A 19,851-nucleotide genomic window follows, 5' to 3' on the forward strand; every position below is an offset into this window, starting at 1 on the left:
CCTCGGTGCTTTCCAGGTTCCCGCTCTCGCGTTTCCCTTTCCGGCGGTTCCGACTCTATCAGATCCTTTCGGGCCTGACTCCCAGTCAGAGGGGGGTTGTCTTCGCGGCCTTTGGGCCGTTCCGACGAGTGAGACTTTAGCGGATTCCTCGCTCCCGAGCTAATCGGGGGCTGCGTCCTTTCGAACGCGGATTCCTCATTTCGCAAATACGCATGCCAATGGCACGACAGCAGATCGACTGCTCGTCGAGAGTGGTTTGGTACTTGCGGAATGGCTGTCCGGGGACCGACCGGAGTCGGCGCTCACGTCGGACAACCCGGAGAACAGTACGGATCCGTGTGGGGTGTGTCAACTCCGGGGCGGGAGACACCCTCGCGGCGTATCGTGGATGCCGTGACTACGCGTACGTGCACCCAGCTGTGGTGGGCCGCCTGACGGCGGCCGTACTCACGTATGCACTCAACGGCCGCCGCCTCGGCGGCCGTAGTCGTATCTCCCTCCGGGAGGGGCGGTCGTCGGTGACGGCGGCGGCCCCGAGCAGGAGGTGGAGAGATGAAGCGGGTCTTCAGCGGGGTCAAGCCGACCGGGCATCTGACGCTGGGGAACTACCTGGGGGCCATGCAGCGGTGGGTCGCGGTGGACCAGCACCAGGCGGACGCGCTGTTCTGCGTCGTCGATCTGCACGCGCTGACCGTGGACCACGATCCGGCGCGGGTGCGGCGGCTCAGCCGGCAGGCGGCGACGCTGCTGCTGGCGGCCGGCCTGGATCCCGAGCGGTGCACTCTCTTCGTACAGAGCCATGTCGACGAGCACACGCGGCTGTCGTATCTCCTGGAGTGCGTGGCGACCGACGGCGAGATGCGGCGGATGATCCAGTACAAGGAGAAGGCCGCGCGTGAGCGGGAGCGGGGCGGGAGTGTGCGGCTGTCGCTGCTCACGTATCCCGTGCTGATGGCGGCGGACATCCTGGCGTACGGGGCCGACGAGGTGCCGGTCGGGGACGACCAGACGCAGCATGTCGAGCTGACCCGGGATCTGGCGGTGCGGTTCAACCAGCGGTACGGGCACACGTTCGTGGTGCCTCGGGCCACGTCTCCGGGGGTGGCAGCGCGGGTGATGAACCTTCAGGACCCGACGTCGAAGATGGGCAAGAGTGACGACGTCGGGCCGGGGATCGTCTATCTGCTCGACGAGCCGGACGTGGTGCGCAAGAAGGTCATGCGGGCCGTGACGGACAGCGGGCGGGACGTCGTGTACGACCGGGAGGGGCGGCCCGGGGTGGCGAATCTGCTGGAGATCCTCGCCGCGTGTACGGGTGGGAACCCGGAGGCGCTGGGCGGGTGTATATGAGTCGTACGGCGCCTTGAAGAAGGACACCGCTGAGGCCGTGGTCGAGCTCCTGAGGCCCGTACAGGAGAGGCACAAGGAGTTGTGTGCGGATCCCGGCTATGTGGAGGGGGTGCTGCGGGATGGTGCGGAGCGGGCTCGGGCGATGGCCCGGCCGACCGTGGATGCCGCTTATCGCGCGATCGGGTTGCTGCCGGCTTCCTCTGATACGGGCGGTACGGAGGCGGCGGGGGCCGGCGTCGGCGCTGTGGTGAACGCGGCGCGGTAGGCGCGTGGGCTGGTGGCGAGGCGCGATGCGAAGTGCTGGCGCATCGTGACCTCGCTGCCGAAGCCGGCGCGGCGGGCGACCTCGGGCATGGGGAGGTCGGTGCGTTCGAGGAGTTTCTGGGCGGCGGCGATGCGCTGGTCGAGGAGCCAGCGCAGGGGTGTGGTGCCGGTCTCCGCGGTGAAGTGGCGGGCGAAGGTGCGCGGTGACATGCCCGCGTGGGCGGCGAGATCGGCGACCGTGAGCGGTTCGTGCAGGTGGCGCAGGGCGTGTTCGCGTACGGCGGCGAGGGTGTCGGCGTCGCGGTCCGCGCGTGGGGTGGGGTGCTCGATGAACTGTGCCTGGGTTCCGGTGCGGAAGGGGGCCGTGACCATGGAGCGGGCGATGGTGGCGGCGGCCTCGGCGCCGTGGGCGCGGCGGACGAGGTGGAGGCAGAGGTCGATGCCGGCGGCGGTGCCGGCCGCGGTCCAGATGTTGTCGTCCTCGATGAAGAGCGCGTCGGGGACGACGGTGACGCGAGGGTGCCGGGCGCGGAGGTCGTCGACGAGGTTCCAGTGCGTGATGGCGCGGCGGTCGTCGAGGAGGCCGGCCTGGGCGAGGGTGAAGGCGCCGCCGCAGAGGGCGGCGAGGGTGGTGCCGCGGGCGTGGGCGCGGCACAGGGCGTCGAGGACGGAGGTGGGTGCGGGCGTGATGTGGTCGTCGAGGCCGGGGATCAGGATCAGGTCGGCCCGGGACAGCCAGGCGAGGGTGCGGTCGGGAAGGAGGGAGAGACCGCCGCGCATGGGGATGGGGGTGGTGTCGGTGGCGACGCGGCGCAGGTCGAAGGCGGGGGCGCCGCGGTCGGTGCGGTCGGTGCCCCAGACCTCGGTGATGACGGAGACGTCGAAGGCGCGGATGCCGGGGAAGGCGACGAGGGCCACGCGATGCATGGGTGGCAGTAAACCATCGATCGATGACTTCTGCGCCTCTGGGGCGGGTGGCTCGTGGGCACCATGCTGGGAGGCATGGAGATCGCGAAGAACGCAGCGCTGGTGGTCGTGGATGTGCAGAAGGGCTTCGAGGAGTCCGAGTTCTGGGGTGCCCGGAACAACCCGGGAGCCGACGAGAACATCGCTTCGCTCATCGACACCTGGCAGCTGACGGGGCGGCCGGTCGTCTTCGTGCGGCATGACTCGGTGAAGCCGGAGTCGCCGCTGCGGCGGGGGTATACGGGCAACGACTTCAAGGAGTATGTGGAGGAGCGGCGCGGGAAGGGGGCCGGGAGCGAGCTGCTGGTGACGAAGACCGTGAACTCGGCCTTCTACGGAACGCCGGATATGGACGCCTGGCTGAGGGCGGAGGGGATCTCGCAGGTCGTGGTGGCGGGGATCCAGACCAACATGTGCGTGGAGACGACCGCGCGGATGGGCGGGAACCTGGGATACGACGTGGTGGTGGCGTACGACGCGACGTACACCTTCGATCTGGCCGGGCCGTTCGGCTGGCACCGGAGTGCGGACGAGGTGGCGCGGGCGTCGGCGGTGTCGCTGCACGGGGGCGGGTTCGCGCGGGTGGTCCTCACCGAGGAGGTCGTGGCCGCGGCGAAGTGACCGCCCCCGGCGGGCGGGTGGGCCGGCGGGTCAGCTGTTGTTGCCGGAGGCGAGTTCGCGGCTGCGGTCGCGGGCGGCTTCGAGGGCGGCGATGAGGGCGGCTCGTACGCCGTGGTTCTCCAGCTCGCGGATGGCGTTGATGGTGGTGCCGGCGGGGGAGGTGACGTTCTCGCGGAGCTTGACCGGGTGTTCGCCGCTGTCGCGGAGCATCGTGGCGGCGCCGATCGCGGACTGGACGATCAGGTCGTGGGCCTTGTCGCGGGGCAGGCCGAGGAGGATGCCGGCGTCGGTCATGGCTTCGACCAGATAGAAGAAGTAGGCCGGGCCGGAGCCGGAGAGGGCGGTGCAGGCGTCCTGCTGGGACTCGGGGACGCGGAGCGTCTTGCCGACGGCGCCGAAGATCTCCTCGGTGTGGGCAAGGTGGTCGGCGGTGGCGTGGCTGCCGGCGGAGATGACGGACATGGCCTCGTCGACGAGAGCGGGGGTGTTCGTCATGACGCGGACGACCGGGGTGCCGGCGGTGAGGCGGTCCTCGATGAAGGAGGTGGTGATGCCCGCGGCGCCGCTGATGACCAGGCGGTCGGCGGGGACGTGGGGGGCGAGTTCGTCGAGGAGGGTGCCCATGTCCTGCGGCTTGACCGTGAGGATCAGGGTGTCGGCGGTCTTGGCGGCTTCGGCGTTGCTGACCGGGGTGACGCCGTAGCGGGTGCGGAGTTCTTCGGCTCGCTCCGGGCGGCGGGCGGTGACCAGGAGGTCGGCGGGGGTCCAGCCGGCGCGGATCATTCCGCTGAGCAGGGCTTCGCCGATCTTGCCGGTGCCGAGGACTGCGACTTTCTGGGTCATGGCTGGGGTGCCCTCCGGGGTGTGCGTCGTCCGGGTTCATCCTCGCACTCGGGGGTGCGGCGACGGGTCGGGTGTCCGGTGGGCGGACGCCGGGCGGGGCGGCGGAAGGCGGGGTTGTCGGGTCGTACGGCGCCGTTCGGGTCGTACGGCGTTCAGGTCGTACGGCGGCGTAGCGTCGCGGCGCCCAGGGTGAGGACGAGGAGGGCGCAGCCGGCGACGATCAGGGCGTCGCGGACGAAGTCGGCGGTCATGTCGGTGTGCCGGAGGACCTCGTTCATGCCGTCGACGGCGTAGGACATGGGCAGCACGTTGGAGATGGCTTCGAGGACGGGGTGCATGTTGTCCCTCGGGGTGAAGAGGCCGCAGAGGAGGAGCTGGGGGAAGATCACCGCGGGCATGAACTGGACGGCCTGGAACTCGGAGGCCGCGAAGGCGGAGACGAAGAGGCCGAGGGCGGTGCCGAGCAGGGCGTCGAGAAGGGCGACCAGCAGGAGCAGCCACGGGGAGCCGGTGACGTCGAGGCCGAGGGCCCAGAGGGCGAGGGCCGTGGCGAGGGCGGACTGGATGATCGCCAGGGTGCCGAAGGCGAGGGCGTAGCCCGCGATGAGGTCGCCTTTGCCGAGGGGCATGGCGAGGAGGCGTTCGAGGGTGCCCGAGGTGCGTTCGCGCAGGGTGGCGATCGAGGTCACCAGGAACATGGTGATCAGCGGGAAGATCCCGAGGAGCGAGGCGCCGATGTTGTCGAAGGTGCGCGGGCTGCCGTCGAAGACGTAGCGCAGCAGGAACAGCATCACGCAGGGGATGAGGATCATCAGCGCGATCGTGCGCGGGTCGTGGGCGAGCTGGCGCAGGACGCGGGCGGCGGTGGCGGTGGTGCGGGAGGCGTTCAGGGCGCTGGTGGGGGCGGGCCGGAGCGCCGGGGCGGTGGTGGTGCTCATCGGGTGGTCTCCTTCGCGGTCCCGCGGCCTGCGGCCTCGTCGACCAGGTGCAGAGGCCGCTTCGACGGTGTCGGCGCCGGTGCGGGCGCGCAGGGCGTCGGGGGTGTCGTCGGCGAGGATCTCGCCCTCGCGCATGAGCAGGAGGCGGTGGCAGCGCTCGGCCTCGTCCATGACGTGGGAGGAGATGAGGAGGGTGGCGCCGCGGGAGGCGGCGATGTCGTGGAAGAGGTTCCACAGGTCGCGGCGCAGGACGGGGTCGAGGCCGACGGTGGGTTCGTCGAGGACGAGGAGTTCGGGGGCGCCGAGCAGGGCAACGGCGAGGGAGACGCGGCTGCGCTGGCCGCCGGAGAGCTGGCCGGCGAGGACATCGGCGTGGCTGGTGAGGTCGACGTCGGCGATGGCTCGGGTGACCTCGTGGTGGCGGCGTTCGGCGGCGACGCGGCCGGGGGCGAGTATCGCCGCGAAGTAGGCGAGGTTCTGGCGGACGGTCAGGTCGTCGTAGACGGAGGGGGCCTGGGTCACGTAGCCGATGCGGGTGCGCAGGGCGGGGTGGCCGGCGGGGCGGCCGAGGACGTCGAGGGTGCCGGTGACCTTGGCCTGGGTGCCGACGATCGCGCGCATGAGGGTCGATTTGCCGCAGCCGGAGGGGCCGAGGAGTCCGGTGATCTGGCCGCGGGGGACGGTGAAGCGGAGGTCGCGCAGGACGGTGCGGGGGCCGCGGACGACGGTGAGGCCGTCGGCGCGGACGGCGGGTTCCCGGGCGCCGTGGGGGGGCTGTGGCGCCGTGCCGTCGGGAGGCTTGGAAACGTAATTCATCATGTGATGAATACTCCTCTCGGGGCTGGGGCGCGTCAAGTGGCGGCGGGGCGCAGGCGCGCGGCGGAGTGATCGGAGTCGGCGCGTCCGGTTTTCACGCTTCCGTTTGTGGAGGAAGGGAGTGCCCAGGCGCTGCGCTGCCAATTTCCCCCTCTGACAATGGATTTCACGTGTCGGGCCATAGGTCGCCGGAGGTGCCGCCGTCATGCGCCGTGGCAGACGCCAAGCCGATTTCTTCGCTTCCCTCGTCGTCTTCCTGGCCGCCCTGCCGCTGTGCGTGGGCGTGGCCATCGCCTCCGGAGTACCCGCGGAGCTGGGACTGGTCACCGGCGTCGTCGGCGGGCTGGTCGCGGGGGCGCTGCCCGGGAGCACCTTCCAGGTGAGCGGGCCGGCCGCGGGCATGACGGTGCTGGTGTACGAGGCGGTGCGGGCGTACGGGGTGCAGGCGCTAGGGGTGCTGGTGTGCGCGGCCGGGCTGGTGCAGATCGGGCTGGGAGCCGCGCGGCTCGGGCGGTGGTTCCGGGCGGTGTCCGTGGCCGTGGTGCAGGGGATGCTCGCCGGGATCGGACTCGTGCTGATCGCCGGGCAGGTGTACGCGTTGGGGGACGCGGCGGCGCCGGCGAGCGGGGCGGGGAAGGTCGTGGGGCTGGTGTCGCTGCCGGGGCGGGTGGATCCGGTGGCGTTGTCAGTGGGGGGTGCCACCATGGCCGTACTGCTGCTGTGGCCGCGGTGGCGGCGGGGTGCCCGGCTGGTGCCCGCGCCGCTGGTCGCGGTGGCCTTCGCGGCGGCGGTGACCGGGGTGTTCGACCTGGAGGTGCGGCGGGTCGAGGTGCGCGGGCTGCTGGAGGCGGTACGGCTGCCGGAGCTCGCGGATCTCGGGCGGCTGGCGGATGTGGGGGTGATCGGGACCGTTCTGGCCTTCGCGGTGATCGCGTCGGTGGAGTCGTTGTTCAGCGCGGCGGCGGTGGAACGGATGGGCACCGGGCCGCGCACCGACTACGACCGGGAGCTGATCGCGCAGGGCGCGGGGAACACGGTGTGCGGGGTGCTCGGGGCGTTGCCGATGACCGCGGTGATCGTCCGGAGCGCGGCTGGGGGTGCCCGGGCGCGGACCCGGGCGGTGCGGGTGCTGCACGGCGTGTGGCTGGTGGTGTTCACCTGCGGGATGCCCGGGGCGCTGGGGGTGATTCCGGTGGCGGCGCTGGCGGGGCTGCTGGTGCATGCGGGGTGCAGGTTGGTGCCGGTGCGGGAGTTGGGAGCGCTGTGGCGGGGACATCGGGGGGAGGTGGTCGTGCTCGGGGTGACCGCCGGGGCGATCGTCGTGGGGAACCTCTTCGAGGGGGTGCTGACTGGGCTGGCGCTGGCTGTGGCCAAGAGCGCGTGGGACGCCAGCCATGTGCACGTGGAGACCGAGGACCAGGGAGCGGCGGGGATCGTCGTCCGGCTGCGGGGGCATGCGACGTTCCTGCGGTTGCCGAAGCTGCTGGACGAGTTGGAGGCGCTGCCTCCGGATCGCCCGGTGCGGCTGGAGCTGGGCGGGCTGCGGCATGTGGACCACGCTTGTGCGGCCGCGCTGGAGGGGTGGCTGACGGGGCGGGGGCCGGGGGTGCGGGCCGGGGAGGGGCCCAACGCGGGATGAGAGCCTGCGGGGTCAGGGCCGTGGGGTGGTGGTGACCAGGAGTTCCACGTCGTAGACCTCCTCGACGGTGCCGTCCGGGAAGCGGCGCAGGAGGTGGTCGCGTTCCTCGGCGAGGAAGGCCGCGCTGCGGTCCGTGCCGAGGACCAGGAAGACCGAGTGGCTGCCGAGGTTGGCGAGATGGGTGTCGACCGGCACGCGGCGGCTCCAGCGGACGACCCTGCGGACGCACTCCGTGGTGACGGCGGCGGCCGCGACGGCCTCGGCTGCGGCCCTGGCCGCCGGGAGGAGGGTGGTGCGGGGGACGCGGGTCCCCCAGGCGACGACCACGTCATCGCCGTAGTGCCGCCGGACGCGGTCCGTCTGTTCGGCGATCCAGGGGACGTCCAGGGCGTCCCGGTTCCACCACAGCGCGAGCGCGCCGCCCGGCCGCAGCACCCGGACCGCCTCCGGCAGGGCGCGCGCGGGGTCGGTCCAGTGCCAGGCCTGGGCGTAGGTGACGAAGTCGGCGCGGGAGTCGGCGAGCGGGAGGGCGTTGCCGTCGCCGCGGACGAGCGGGATGCCGGGGTGGGCGCGGCGGAATTCGGTCGCCATGCCGTCACCGGGCTCCACGGCGACGACCTCGGCGCCGCGCCGGTGCAGGAGGGCCGTCGCTATGCCGGTCCCCGCGCCGATGTCCGCGACCCGGGCGCCGGCGAAGGAACGGCCGGCGATCTCCTCGATCGCGTCGAACAGGGCGGGCGGATAGGCGGGGCGGTGCGCGGCGTACTGGGCCGCGGCGGCGTTGAAGGAGTGGGCCCTGTCGGCGTGGGACGGCGGAGTCGGCATACGGCCATGGTGGCCGGGGAGGTGAGCGATGGCGGGCGGTTTCGGGAAAGCCCGGTGGGGCGCCTTGGGGGGGCGGGTCAGGCGCGGCGGTGCTTCCTCGACGGGTTGCCGGTGCGGCCGGTCAGGCGCGGCGGCGCTTCCTCGACGGGCCGCCGGTGCGACCAGTCACGCGCGGCGGCGCTTCCTCGACGGGCCGCCGGTGCGACCAGTCACGCGCGGCGGCGCTTCCTCGACGGGCCGCCAGGTGCGGCCGGTCAGGCGCGGCGGCGCTTCTTCGACGGGTTGCCGGTGCGGCGGGCGGTGCGTTGCTCGTACTGCTCGCGGGCCGTCTCGTACTCCCGGCGGTGCAGTTTCTCGCCGGGCGCCTCGGTGAGGGAGCGGAAGAAGTAGGCGAGGAGGGAGCCGACGAAGCCGATGGCCAGCAGGCCGCGCAGGGAGGCCTGGCGCTCGGGGTCGGGGCGCTTGCCGAAGCTGTCCCAGGTGTGCCGGAACGCGAGCGCGCTGCACACCGCGAACATCACCACGACCAGGAGCGAGACCAGGTTGCCGGTGTTCGCGATCGCCAGGCCCTCGTACGCGAAGCGCAGCACCAGGCAGGAGACGACGGCGGCGGCGAGCGAGCCGGCCGAGGCGGCGGCCCGGCGCAGGGCGTAGCCGTTGTCGTGGTGCAGCCAGGTCGTGCCGAAGAAGCGGAGGGGCTCGGGGCGGGGGCCTGCCGCGCTGGGCTGGGAGCCCGCGGGGGTCGTCGTCGGGGTGCCGGTTTCGTCGCTCACGCGTCGATTATGGCTTCCGTGGGCCGACGGCCCGGGGGGCGGGCTCCCAGGGCGTCCGCGTTGTCAAAGACGGACGCCGGGGACGCCGGAGCCTCAGAGGCAGCGCGAGGCGACGTAGCCGTCGCTGCCCGTGTTCACGTAGGCGTCGGAGACGTACTCGCCCTGGCTGATGTTGTCCCAGATCTTCGAGGTGCCGTACGGGCCGGTGATCGTCTCGCCGGGACGCTGGCAGAAGATCGGGACGCGGGCGCCCTCGGCCAGCGTACGGACGAGCGGGTAGTTGGTGCCGGGGCCGCTTCGGACGTTGAGCCGGACGCCCGGGGCGACCGGGTAGTAGCGCACGGCCATCGTCGTGACGCCCTCGGCCGCCGTCTCGGCCTCGATGGCCTCGGCGACGCCGTCGACCTCTTCCACGTTGTCCACAGCCATGGAAAACCTCCCCCGTTGACCCATGGCTCGGGACGGCCATGGGGTCGCGTTGATTCCCTGGAATCGCGTCTCGAAACATATGTACGCAACTCGCACACGGAGGCTAGCAAGCCGCCTCGGTCCCGTACGAGTCATCGACTAGGCTCCGTGCGTCGCGCGCGCGGACGAAGAGCACGGGGGTGGTCCATGGCGCCACAGCGCAACACCGGAGCGGGCGCGGAAGCGGAACTTCCCGAGTACGCCGGTCACTACCGCCTGGAGTCCTGTCTGGGCTCCGGCGGCATGGGCGTCGTACACCTGGCGCGCAGCCCCTCCGGGATGAAGCTCGCGGTGAAGGTCGTGCACGCGGAGTTCGCCAGGGACCCCGAGTTCAGGGGGCGGTTCCGGCAGGAGGTGGCGGCGGCCCGGCGGGTCAGCGGCGCCTTCACCGCGCCGGTCGTCGACGCCGACCCGGAGGCCGAACGGCCCTGGATGGCCACGCTGTTCATCCCCGGCCCCACCCTGTCCGAGGAAGTGAAGCGGAACGGACCCATGCCCGCGGCCCAGCTGCGCCGGCTGATGGCGGGGCTGGCGGAGGCGCTGCGCGACATCCACCGGGTGGGCGTCGTGCACCGGGATCTCAAGCCGAGCAACGTGCTGCTCGCCGAGGACGGGCCGAAGGTCATCGACTTCGGCATCTCCCGGCCGAAGGACAGCGAACTGCGCACCGAGACCGGCAAGTTGATCGGGACGCCGCCGTTCATGGCACCGGAGCAGTTCCGGCGTCCGCGCGAGGTGGGGCCCGCCGCCGACATCTTCGCGCTCGGCTCGGTCATGGTGCACGCGGCGACCGGGCGCGGGCCGTTCGACTCCGACAGCCCCTATGTCGTCGCCTACCAGGTCGTCCATGACGAGCCCGATCTGACCGGCGTACCGGAGGGGCTTGCTCCGCTGGTGCTGCGCTGTCTGGCGAAGGAGCCCGAACAGCGGCCCACGCCGGACGAGTTGATGCGAGAGCTGCGGTCGGTCGCGGCCTCGTACGACACGCAGGCGTTCATACCGGCGCAGCGGGTGGGCGAGGAGGAGCCCCGGCAGCACCTCCCGGCACCCGCGGCCCCGCCGGACGCCGGGGCGGCGGCCGGGAGACTCCGGCTGCGGGGCCGTACCGGCCGCGGCGGGGATCCCGGTCCGGGCGGGCATTCCGGTCCGGGCAGGGAACCCCGTCCGGGCGGGGAACCCGGTCCGGGCGGCGAAGTCGCCGCGCGGCCCAAGCGCCGCCGCCTTGTTCTCGCCGCGCTCGCCGCCGCCGTCCTCGTGGGCGGTGCGCTGGTGTCGGTGCGAGCGCTCGGCGAGGCGCCCGAGGACACGTCGCCGCGTACGGCGACAGCCGGGTTCAGCGCGTGGGCGGCGAAGCCCACGACGCGGGGCGGGGCCGTACCGCAGTGCGCGTACGGCGCGGGGCTACTGCTGTGCTCCCGGCCCGGGCAGGTCTTCGCGCTCGACCCGGCCGACGGCACGCGCGCGTGGACGCGCACCGTCGCCACCGGCCCGACGAGCGGGCCGCCCGTCGTCTCGGGCGGCCTGGTGCAGCCCGACACGGACGGCGGCCGGCACCTCGCGGCTCTCGACCCCGCCTCGGGAGCGGAGGTCTGGCACCGGGACCTGCCGCGGCAGTCCGCGACGCGGTACGCCGGGGGCATGCTGCTGCTCACCCGCGCCGACGGAACGGTCACCGGGGTGGACAGCGCGACCGGCGAGACCCGGTGGAGCGCGCGGATACCGGGTCACGCCATGCCGTCCTTCGCGGCCTTTCCCGGAGACCCGCTGGCCTACACCGCCACCCCGTCCGGCGACGGCACGGGCACACGCGTCAGCGCGGTGGATCCGGCGAGCGGGAAGGTGCGCTGGACGGCCGTGCTGGAGGGCACGGTGAAGCCGGTCGGCACGGCGGAGGCGGAGGCGGAGCCCGGCTCCGGGTCCGGTACGCGCTCCGTCTACTTCACCGCCGTCGACTCCGTCTACGGCGACACGGACGCCGTCGTCCGGTACGACCCGGGGTCCCGCGCGGCGGACCGGGTGGCGCTGCCCGTGCCGCGGCAGGACACGCAGGCCGCCGTGTACGGCGATGTGGTGTACGTGCTGGGGGCGGGCGGTTCCCTGGAGGCCTTCGACCTGGCGCGCGGGAAGCGGCTGTGGCATCTGGAGACGTCCGTGAGCCGGGGCTCGGCGCCGGTCGCCGACGGCCGGCTGGTGTACTTCACCGCCGCCGACGGGCGGCTGATCGCCGTGGACGCCCGGGGCGGGGAGCTGGTCGGGCAGACGCCCGCGCGGCTGGGCACGGGCTCCGACAAGGTCGCGGGCGAGGTGCCCGCGCCGGTGCTGGTGGGCACGCGCGTGTACGCCGCGGCACCGGACGGCACGGTCTTCGGGGTGGACGGGCGGGATCCGGGCGCCTGGTGAGGCTACGGCGCCCGGTGAGGCCTCGGCGCCTGATGAGACTCGGTGCCTGGTGAGACTCGACGCCTGGTGAGACCTCGACGCAGCAAGCGGCGACGCAGCGAGCGGCCGCCCCCGGTCACGGAGGCGGCCGCTCAGTCGTACGACGGGGTCAGCCGAGCTTGCTGACGTCCCGGACCGCGCCCTTGTCGGCGCTGGTGGCCATCGCGGCGTACGCGCGCAGAGCGGCCGAGACCTTGCGGTCGCGGTTCTTCGGGGCGTAGACGCCGTTCAGGGCCTGCTCGCGGCGGGCCAGTTCGGCCTCGTCGACCAGCAGCTCGATCGAGCGGTTCGGGATGTCGATGCGGATGCGGTCGCCGTCCTCGACGAGCGCGATGGTGCCGCCGGACGCCGCCTCGGGGGACGCGTGCCCGATGGACAGGCCGGAGGTGCCGCCGGAGAACCGGCCGTCGGTGATCAGGGCGCAGGTCTTGCCGAGGCCGCGCCCCTTGAGGAAGGACGTCGGGTAGAGCATCTCCTGCATACCGGGGCCGCCCTTGGGGCCCTCGTAGCGGATGACGACCACGTCGCCGTCGGTGACCTGCTTGTTGAGGATCTTCTCGACGGCCTCCTCCTGCGACTCGCAGACGACGGCCGGGCCCTCGAAGGTCCAGATCGACTCGTCGACGCCGGCCGTCTTCACGACGCAGCCGTCGACCGCCAGGTTGCCCTTGAGAACGGCGAGGCCGCCGTCCTTGGAGTAGGCGTGCTCGGCGGAGCGGATGCAGCCGTTCTCGGCGTCGGTGTCCAGGGCCTCCCAGCGCTCCGACTGGGAGAAGGCCTCGGCGGAGCGGACGCAGCCGGGGGCGGCGTGCCACAGTTCGACGGCCTCGGGGGACGGGGAGCCGCCGCGCACGTCCCAGGTCTTCAGCCAGTCCGCCAGGGACGGGCTGTGGACCGCGTGGACGTCCTCGTTGAGCAGGCCCGCGCGGTGCAGTTCGCCGAGGAGGGCGGGGATGCCGCCCGCGCGGTGCACGTCCTCCATGTAGTACGTGCGGTCCTTGGCGACGTTGGGCGCGACCTTCGCCAGGCAGGGGACCCGGCGGGAGACGGCGTCGATCTCCTCCAGGCCGAACGGCACACCGGCCTCCTGGGCGGCGGCCAGCAGGTGCAGGATCGTGTTGGTGGAGCCGCCCATCGCGATGTCGAGGGCCATCGCGTTCTCGAAGGCCGCGAAGGTGGCGATGTTGCGGGGCAGGACCGAGTCGTCGTCCTGCTCGTAGTAGCGGCGGGTCAGGTCCATGACCGTGCGGGCGGCGTTCTCGTAGAGCGCGCGGCGGGCGGTGTGGGTGGCCAGGACCGAGCCGTTGCCGGGGAGGGAGAGGCCGATGGCCTCGGTCAGGCAGTTCATCGAGTTGGCGGTGAACATGCCCGAACAGGAGCCGCAGGTCGGACAGGCGTTCTCCTCGATACGGAGGATGTCCTCGTCCGAGATCTTGTCGTTCACGGCGTCGGAGATCGCGTCGACCAGGTCGAGCGTACGGACCGTGCCGTCGACGAGCGTGGCGCGGCCGGACTCCATGGGGCCGCCGGAGACGAAGACCGTGGGGATGTTCAGCCGCAGGGCGGCGTTCAGCATGCCCGGGGTGATCTTGTCGCAGTTGGAGATGCAGACCAGGGCGTCGGCGCAGTGCGCCTCGACCATGTACTCCACACTGTCCGCGATCAGGTCGCGGGAGGGCAGGCTGTAGAGCATGCCGCCGTGGCCCATGGCGATGCCGTCGTCGACGGCGATCGTGTTGAACTCGCGCGGGATGCCGCCCGCCTCCTTGATCGCCTCGCTGACGATCCGGCCGACCGGCTGGAGGTGGGTGTGGCCCGGCACGAACTCCGTGAAGCTGTTGGCGACCGCGATGATCGGCTTCCGGCCGATGTCCGCACCGGGTACACCGGAGGCGCGCATAAGGGCGCGGGCGCCCGCCATGTTGCGGCCGTGGGTGACTGTGCGGGACCTCAGCTCGGGCATCGTCGCTCGCTCCTTCAAGGTTCTCTGCCAGACAGTTCTGGATGAGTCAGAGAGTTCTGGATGAGTCGAGCGTACGCCGGGGGTACGACAGCCCGGGCGGGTGTCCGGAATGCGGGACGGGTGTCTCAGGGAATCGAAGGCTGGACTCAGTGGATCAGGGGTTGGTCAGATGCCCCTGCACCACCGGTGCGACCCGCTTGATGATCACTTCCACGTCGGTCGACGCCAGCGGCTCCAGCTTGATGACGTAGCGCAGCATGGCGACCCCGACCAGCTGCGCGGCCGCCAGCTCGGCGCGCAGCTCGGCATCGGGCAGGCCCAGCTGGGCGGCGACCCGGCGCAGCAGCTGACCGGCGACCAGGCGGCGGAAGACGGCGGCGGCCACCTCGTTGTTGACGGCGGACCGCAGCACGGCCAGCAGCGGCGTCCGGGTCACCGGGTTCTCCCAGATCCCGAACAGGAACCGCGCGAACCGCTCGCCGACCTCGTCGGCGGGCCCCTCGAAGATCACGTCCGGCGCCCTGAGGGCGGGCGCGAAGACGGTCTCCACCGCCGCCTGGAAGACCTGTTCCTTCGTGCCGAAGTAGTGGTGCACCAGCGCCGAGTCCACGCCGGCCGCCTTGGCGATGCCCCGTACGGACGTCTTCTCGTAGCCGCGCTCGGAGAACTCTTCGCGGGCCGCGGCCAGGATGCGGTCCCGGGTGTCGCCGGAGGCGGACTCGGTACGGCGGGGGCGGCCCCGGCGGCGGGCGGTCGCGTCGGTCATCGTCGGGGCACCTGTACCGCGGAGGCCAGATGGAGGCGGGTGAAGGCCAGGGCCTCCGCGAGGTCGGCCTCGCGCTCGGCGCCGGACATGGCGCGGCGGGTGTTGACCTCGATGACGACATGGCCGTCGAAGCCGGTCAGGGCAAGACGTTCCAGGAGCTCCGCGCAGGGCTGGGTGCCGCGGCCGGGGACCAGGTGCTCGTCCTTGTTGGAGCCGCCGCCGTCGGCGAGGTGGACATGGCCGAGACGGTCCCCCATGCGGTCGATCATCTGGAGGGCGTCGGTGCGGGCGGTGGCGGTGTGGCTGAGGTCGATCGTGAAGTGCCGGTAGTCGTCCTTGGTCACGTCCCAGTCGGGGGCGTACGCCAGCATCTCGCGGTCGCGGTAGCGCCAGGGGTACATGTTCTCGACGGCGAACCGCACATCCGTCTCGTTCGCCATCCGCCAGATTCCGGCGACGAAGTCACGGGCGTACTGGCGCTGCCAGCGGAACGGGGGGTGTACGACCACGGTGCTCGCGCCGAGTTTCTCGGCGGCCGCGCGGGCGCGCTGCAGCTTGACCCAGGGGTCGGTGGACCAGACGCGCTGGGTGATGAGCAGGCAGGGGGCGTGCACGGCGAGGATCGGGACGTGGTGGTAGTCGCTGAGCCGGCGCAGTGCCTCGATGTCCTGACTGACCGGGTCGTTCCACACCATGACCTCGACCCCGTCGTACCCGAGGCGCGCGGCGATCTCGAAGGCCGTCGCCGTCGACTCCGGATAGACCGAGGCCGTCGACAGGGCGACCTTCGCATCCGGGATGCGCACCACTGGTTCTGCCACGAAGGACAGGGTACGGTGCGCCGCTTGGCGCCGGGGGTGAGCCGCTGTGCGCCGCCCACGCGGGCGCGGCAATCGGCCACGCGCGCGTGGGGCGGCTCTTGGGTGGTTGGGCGGGCCGGCGGGGGCTGGTGACCGGGGATGGGCTACGGCGGGGGCGGCCGGTGCTCCGGCGATATGCGGGCGTATGGGTGGTTACGGGGAGCACGGAGAGCGGGGTGTGCGCCCGGCGCGCGGATGAGGGGGCGTGCGCCGGGGGTGGGGGCGCGGGGCGCATGCCTGGGGCGTGCGTGATGCCGGGTGCGGGGTGGCGTACTTCACGCACGCCGGCTGTCCGCGCGGGCCCCCACCTCACTCCCCCGGCATCGCGGGCCCCGCCTCACTCCCCCGGCATATGGTCCAGCCGTCGCAGGATGATGCCCTCCCGCAGCGCCCACGGGCAGATCTCCAGCGTCTCCACGCCGAAGAGGTCCATCGCGCCCTCGGCGACCAGGGCACCCGCGAGGAGTTGGCCCGCGCGGCCCTCGGAGACGCCGGGCAGTTCGGCGCGCTCCTCGGCGGTCATGGCGGCGAGGCGGGGGACCCAGGACTCCAGGGAGGCCCGCTTGAGCTCGCGCTGGACGTAGAGGCCCTCGGTGGAGCGGGCGGCGCCGCCGATGCGGGCGAGCTGCTTGAAGGTCTTGGAGGTGGCGACCACGTGGTCGGGAGCGCCGAAGCGGCTGAATTCGCCGACCGTACGGGCGATCTGGGCGCGCACGTGGCGGCGCAGCGCGCGGACGTCGTCGGGGGCGGGCGGGTCGCCGGGCAGCCAGGCGGAGGTGAGCCGGCCGGCGCCGAGCGGCAGGGAGACGGCCGCGTCGGGCTCCTCGTCGATGCCGTAGGCGATCTCCAGGGAGCCGCCGCCGATGTCCAGGACCAGCAGCTTCCCGGCCGACCAGCCGAACCAGCGGCGGGCCGCGAGGAAGGTCAGCCGGGCCTCCTCGGCCCCGGTGAGGACCTGGAGCTCGACGCCGGTCTCGTCCTTCACGCGCGCGAGGACCTCGTCGGCGTTGCCTGCCTCGCGCACGGCGGAGGTCGCGAACGGCAGCAGCTCCTCGACGCCCTTGTCCTCGGCGGCCTGGAGCGCGTCGTGCACGACGGCGATCAGCTTGTCGACCCCTTCGGGGCCGATGGCCCCGTGTTCGTCGAGGAGCTGGGCGAGGCGGAGCTCAGCCTTGTGCGAGTGCGCGGGCAGCGGGCGCGCGCCTGGGTGCGCATCCACCACCAGCAGATGCACCGTGTTCGATCCCACGTCGAGGACACCGAGTCTCATGTACGGAACGCTACTGCCCGCCGGAGCGGCGGCCTCCCCCGGAGCCGCTGAGGATCCGGTCCCGGCAGCCGCTCCGGTCGACTTACCCTGGTTCCGTGCCAAAGACGAAAAAGGCGAAGGACGAAAAGACGGCCAAGAAGTCCAAGAAGGACAAAAAGGTCCTGGGTTCTTCGTCGGCGACAGCAGCGAAGGACGCCCCGAAGAGGCCGAAGCAGGACCCGACGGCCGACGAGAAGGGCCTCGACTTCGCGCGCGCGTGGGTGGAGTTTCCTGATCCGGCAGACGACGAGCAGGTCTTCCGGTGCGATCTGACATGGCTGACCTCTCGCTGGAACTGCATCTTCGGAAGCGGCTGCCAGGGCATCCAGGCGGGCCGCGCGGACGACGGTTGCTGCACGCTGGGCGCGCACTTCTCCGACGAGGACGACGAGAAGCGGGTCGCCGAGCATGTGGCGAGGCTCACGCCGGAGATCTGGCAGCACCACGACGTGGGCATGGAGACGGGCTGGATCTCCGAGGACGACGAGGGCTCCCGGCAGACCCGCCCGTACCAGGGCTCGTGCATCTTCCAGAACCGGCCCGGCTTCGCGGGCGGCGCGGGCTGCTCGCTGCACATCCTCGCACTCAAGGAGGGCCGCGAGCCGCTGGAGACCAAGCCGGACGTCTGCTGGCAGCTGCCGGTCCGCCGGACCTACGAGTGGATCGACCGGCCCGACGACACCCGGGTGCTCCAGGTGTCGATCGGTGAGTACGACCGCCGGGGCTGGGGTCCGGGCGGCCACGACCTGCACTGGTGGTGCACGTCGGCGACCTCGGCGCACGGCGCGGGCGAGCCGGTGTACGTCTCCTACCGGGCGGAGCTGACCGAGCTGATGGGCAAGGCGGGCTACGACCGTCTGGTCGAGTTGTGCGAGCAGCGGCTGGCCTCGCAGCTGCCGCTGGTCGCGCCGCATCCCGCGGACCCGGTGGGCTGACGCCCGCGCGGCCGGCTGGTCCGCTGACGCCCGCATGGTCGGGCGGTCTACTGACGCCCGCGCGGTCGGCCGGTCTCCTCGCGCCTGCGCGGTCGGTCCGCCTGCCGACGCGCCCACCATCGGCCCGCCTGCCGACGCCCGCGCGGTCGGTCGGCGGGCTGACGCGGGGCGTATCAGGACGTGACCGGGCTCGGGTCGCCGCTGTCGCCGGGCGGCGGCGTCGAGCCCGCGGGCTCGGACGGGGAGGGCGCGCTGGGCGTGGGTTCCGGGTCGGGCGACGGGGGCGGGCTGCTGGACGGGGGCTCGGTCGGCGCGGAGGTCGTCGGCGTCGGAGCGGGGTCGTGCGACGGCGGCGGGTCGGCGGGCGTGCTCGGCATGGGGGCCGGGCCGGGGTCGGACGGGGTGGGCGCGGTGCCGTAGCCCGCGATGGAGACGACCGCGCCGGCGGGTGAGATCGCCACCCGCGCGGTCCAGTACCCGGACGGCTCGCGCAGATGGTCGACGTACACCTTGATCGTGATCGACTCACCGGGCCGCAGGGTGCCCGAGGACTGGCTGAAGTAGAGCCAGGAGGCGCCGGTGGACGCCGACCAGCGCACCGGGGAGTGGCCGACGGCGGTGAGGGTGACGAGCGTGGTGTCGCCACTGTGGCCGGCGGTGACCTCCAGCTGGCCGGCGCCCTTCTTCCCGGCCCCGGTGACGCTGACGACCTCGACGGAGACATCGGGTGCCGTGTCCTTGGAGAGGCGTCCGCCGGGGTGGGTGCTGGCGTTGCCGGCGTTCTCGTAGCCGCCGCCCGCCGCCTCGCTGCCGAGGCCGCCGACGCCGTCGTCGCGGCTGGCGGTGGCCCCGCGGCCGGCCTCGCCCTCGCCGGTGACGGAAGTGCCCCGGTAGGCGGTCCACAGGGCGATCACGGGGGCGGCGACGACGGTGGCGACGACGGTCGTGGTGACCGCACGCGCCCGGAGGCGGTCCCGGCGGGCGGCGCGGTCCTTGGGGTCCATGGGGAAGCCGCGCCGGTCGAAGCGGGGCGAGGCGGCTCCCCGCGCGCGCGGGTGGTGCGCCATGGCCCTGTGCAGGGCCGCGCGGGGCGCCTCCAGGACGGGCAGGGCGGCGGGGGTGACCGTGGCGCCGGGCCAGCGGCCGGGGACCGCGCGTTCGGCACCGCGACGGCAGCGCGGACAGTCGTCGACGTGCCGGACCAGCTCGCGGCGCAGGGCCGCGCTGAGGACGAGCCGGCGGTCGTCGGTGAGGCGGGCGACGCCCGGACAGCTGCCGGACTCCACGACGGCGAGGGCCGCGCGGGTGCGTTCCACCTCGCAGGCGGCGGCGGCCAGCAGCTCGCGGGCGGCGGCGGAGTCCATGCCGAGCACGGCGGCGACCTCGTGGGCGGCCAGGTGATGACGTACGGCGAGCTCCAGCGCCTCGCGCTGCTCCGGGGTGGTGCCGGCCGCCTCGGGCCAGGCGAGCAGGGCCAGTTCGCGCCGGCGCTGCTCCTGGACCTCCTCCGAGACCGGCGGGGCGGATGGCGCGGAGCGCTGGCGGGCGGGACTGTGGCGGCCCGCCGCGTGGGTGGCCTGACGTTTCTGCTTGGCCTCGGCCAGCTTGCGCAGACAGGCCCAGCGGGCCAGCGCGTACAGCCAGGCGCGGCGGTCCCCGGCCGTTTCGGGGGCGCGCTGGCCGCGCCGCTCGGCGACGGACAGCACCTCGCCGAGGGCGGCGGTGGCGGCGTCGTGGTCGCAGAGCACGGAGAGGCAGTAGGTGAACAGTCCGTCGAGGTAGGGCTCGTAGCGGGCGGGTGGACGGTGCGCGAGTGTGCGCGCCGCAGCGCGGTCGCGCGCCTCGCGGTGCACTCGGTGGGCGCCGGTGCTGCGGGTCGAGGTCTCCGGGCTGCTGCTCATCACCCGGCCGACCGTAGGCGGCCGGGGAAGGACCCTTCTGCCCCCTTGAGCACTTTTAATCCGTACGGGTGAAACGATCCCTCATAAGGGGACAGGAACCCCTCGTTCCGCGGCTGATTCCGGGTGCGCGGCGGCCGGTTCGAGGTGGGTGAGGCAGAACACACCGGTGCTCGCA

Annotated in this window: 15 protein-coding genes and 2 pseudogenes; 5 read left to right on the plus strand and 12 right to left on the minus strand. The window is 72.8% G+C overall.

Translation table 11 applies throughout. The annotated features are described in order from the left end of the window. Positions 1-552 precede the first annotated feature (552 nt). Positions 553-1,615, plus strand: a pseudogene (gene trpS / locus ACZ42A_RS25755) (tryptophan--tRNA ligase). On the opposite strand, the gene ACZ42A_RS25760 reads toward trpS, so the two are convergent. Continuing rightward, entirely contained in the window at positions 1,519-2,541 is a 1,023-nt protein-coding gene (locus tag ACZ42A_RS25760) for a GlxA family transcriptional regulator (protein ID WP_468529626.1), read from the minus strand. The pseudogene trpS and the gene ACZ42A_RS25760 overlap by 97 nt on opposite strands. Positions 2,542-2,616: 75 nt before the next feature. Here ACZ42A_RS25760 and ACZ42A_RS25765 point away from each other — a divergent pair, with 75 nt between their 5' ends. Then, positions 2,617-3,201: a cysteine hydrolase family protein gene (locus ACZ42A_RS25765; RefSeq protein ID WP_468529627.1), complete on the plus strand. Its 585-nt coding sequence runs from the start codon at positions 2,617-2,619 to the stop codon at positions 3,199-3,201. Positions 3,202-3,231: 30 nt separating this feature from the next. Here ACZ42A_RS25765 and proC read toward each other — a convergent pair whose 3' ends face one another. The 3 genes and pseudogenes from proC to ACZ42A_RS25780 all read right to left on the minus strand — a co-directional run bounded on the left by proC (position 3,232) and on the right by ACZ42A_RS25780 (position 5,801). Then, positions 3,232-4,044: a pyrroline-5-carboxylate reductase gene (gene proC, locus ACZ42A_RS25770; RefSeq protein WP_468529628.1), complete on the minus strand. Its 813-nt coding sequence runs from the start codon at positions 4,042-4,044 to the stop codon at positions 3,232-3,234. Between the two features lie 152 nt (positions 4,045-4,196). Beyond that, positions 4,197-4,982 (minus strand): ABC transporter permease, encoded by a 786-nt coding sequence (locus tag ACZ42A_RS25775; protein ID WP_468529629.1) that lies wholly within the window; start codon positions 4,980-4,982, stop codon positions 4,197-4,199. Continuing rightward, a pseudogene (locus tag ACZ42A_RS25780) lies at positions 4,979-5,801 on the minus strand (ABC transporter ATP-binding protein). The gene ACZ42A_RS25775 and the pseudogene ACZ42A_RS25780 overlap by 4 nt, the downstream one beginning before the upstream one ends. A 202-nt stretch (positions 5,802-6,003) precedes the next feature. Here ACZ42A_RS25780 and ACZ42A_RS25785 point away from each other — a divergent pair. Further along, positions 6,004-7,437 (plus strand): SulP family inorganic anion transporter, encoded by a 1,434-nt coding sequence (locus ACZ42A_RS25785; RefSeq protein ID WP_468529630.1) that lies wholly within the window; start codon positions 6,004-6,006, stop codon positions 7,435-7,437. Between the two features lie 12 nt (positions 7,438-7,449). Here ACZ42A_RS25785 and ACZ42A_RS25790 read toward each other — a convergent pair whose 3' ends face one another. The 3 genes from ACZ42A_RS25790 to ACZ42A_RS25800 all read right to left on the minus strand — a co-directional run bounded on the left by ACZ42A_RS25790 (position 7,450) and on the right by ACZ42A_RS25800 (position 9,464). Continuing rightward, entirely contained in the window at positions 7,450-8,262 is an 813-nt protein-coding gene (locus ACZ42A_RS25790; RefSeq protein WP_468529631.1) for a class I SAM-dependent methyltransferase, read from the minus strand. A 254-nt stretch (positions 8,263-8,516) separates the two neighbouring features. After that, entirely contained in the window at positions 8,517-9,035 is a 519-nt protein-coding gene (locus tag ACZ42A_RS25795) for an EamA/RhaT family transporter (protein ID WP_468529632.1), read from the minus strand. Between the two features lie 93 nt (positions 9,036-9,128). Continuing rightward, on the minus strand, positions 9,129-9,464 hold the full coding sequence (locus ACZ42A_RS25800; RefSeq protein WP_468529633.1) for an SH3 domain-containing protein: 336 nt from the start codon (positions 9,462-9,464) through the stop codon (positions 9,129-9,131). A gap of 186 nt (positions 9,465-9,650) precedes the next feature. Between ACZ42A_RS25800 and ACZ42A_RS25805 the strand changes: the two genes are divergently transcribed. Further along, positions 9,651-11,903, plus strand: coding sequence for a protein kinase domain-containing protein (locus ACZ42A_RS25805; protein WP_468529634.1), 2,253 nt, complete (start codon positions 9,651-9,653; stop codon positions 11,901-11,903). A 148-nt stretch (positions 11,904-12,051) separates the two neighbouring features. On the opposite strand, the gene ilvD is transcribed toward ACZ42A_RS25805, so the two are convergent. From ilvD to ACZ42A_RS25825, 4 genes are all read right to left on the minus strand, one after another. Continuing rightward, the gene (gene ilvD / locus ACZ42A_RS25810) at positions 12,052-13,905 is read right to left on the minus strand and encodes a dihydroxy-acid dehydratase (RefSeq protein WP_468529635.1); all 1,854 of its coding nucleotides are present in this window, start codon (positions 13,903-13,905) and stop codon (positions 12,052-12,054) included. A gap of 154 nt (positions 13,906-14,059) precedes the next feature. After that, the gene (locus ACZ42A_RS25815; protein ID WP_468529636.1) at positions 14,060-14,671 is read right to left on the minus strand and encodes a TetR/AcrR family transcriptional regulator; all 612 of its coding nucleotides are present in this window, start codon (positions 14,669-14,671) and stop codon (positions 14,060-14,062) included. After that, complete coding sequence (locus ACZ42A_RS25820; protein ID WP_468529637.1) at positions 14,668-15,492, minus strand: sugar phosphate isomerase/epimerase family protein; 825 nt, start codon at positions 15,490-15,492, stop codon at positions 14,668-14,670. The genes ACZ42A_RS25815 and ACZ42A_RS25820 overlap by 4 nt, the downstream gene beginning before the upstream one ends. Positions 15,493-15,868: 376 nt before the next feature. Next, on the minus strand, positions 15,869-16,801 hold the full coding sequence (locus tag ACZ42A_RS25825) for a Ppx/GppA family phosphatase (protein ID WP_468529638.1): 933 nt from the start codon (positions 16,799-16,801) through the stop codon (positions 15,869-15,871). Positions 16,802-16,896: 95 nt separating this feature from the next. Between ACZ42A_RS25825 and ACZ42A_RS25830 the strand changes: the two genes are divergently transcribed. Beyond that, on the plus strand, positions 16,897-17,775 hold the full coding sequence (locus ACZ42A_RS25830; RefSeq protein ID WP_468529639.1) for a DUF3109 family protein: 879 nt from the start codon (positions 16,897-16,899) through the stop codon (positions 17,773-17,775). Positions 17,776-17,948: 173 nt separating this feature from the next. Here the strand turns inward: ACZ42A_RS25830 and ACZ42A_RS25835 are convergent, their stop codons facing one another. Beyond that, the gene (locus ACZ42A_RS25835; RefSeq protein WP_468529640.1) at positions 17,949-19,679 is read right to left on the minus strand and encodes a BACON domain-containing protein; all 1,731 of its coding nucleotides are present in this window, start codon (positions 19,677-19,679) and stop codon (positions 17,949-17,951) included. Positions 19,680-19,851: the final 172 nt, after the last annotated feature.

It is taken from the genome of Streptomyces sp. NPDC030838, from assembly GCF_055572035.1.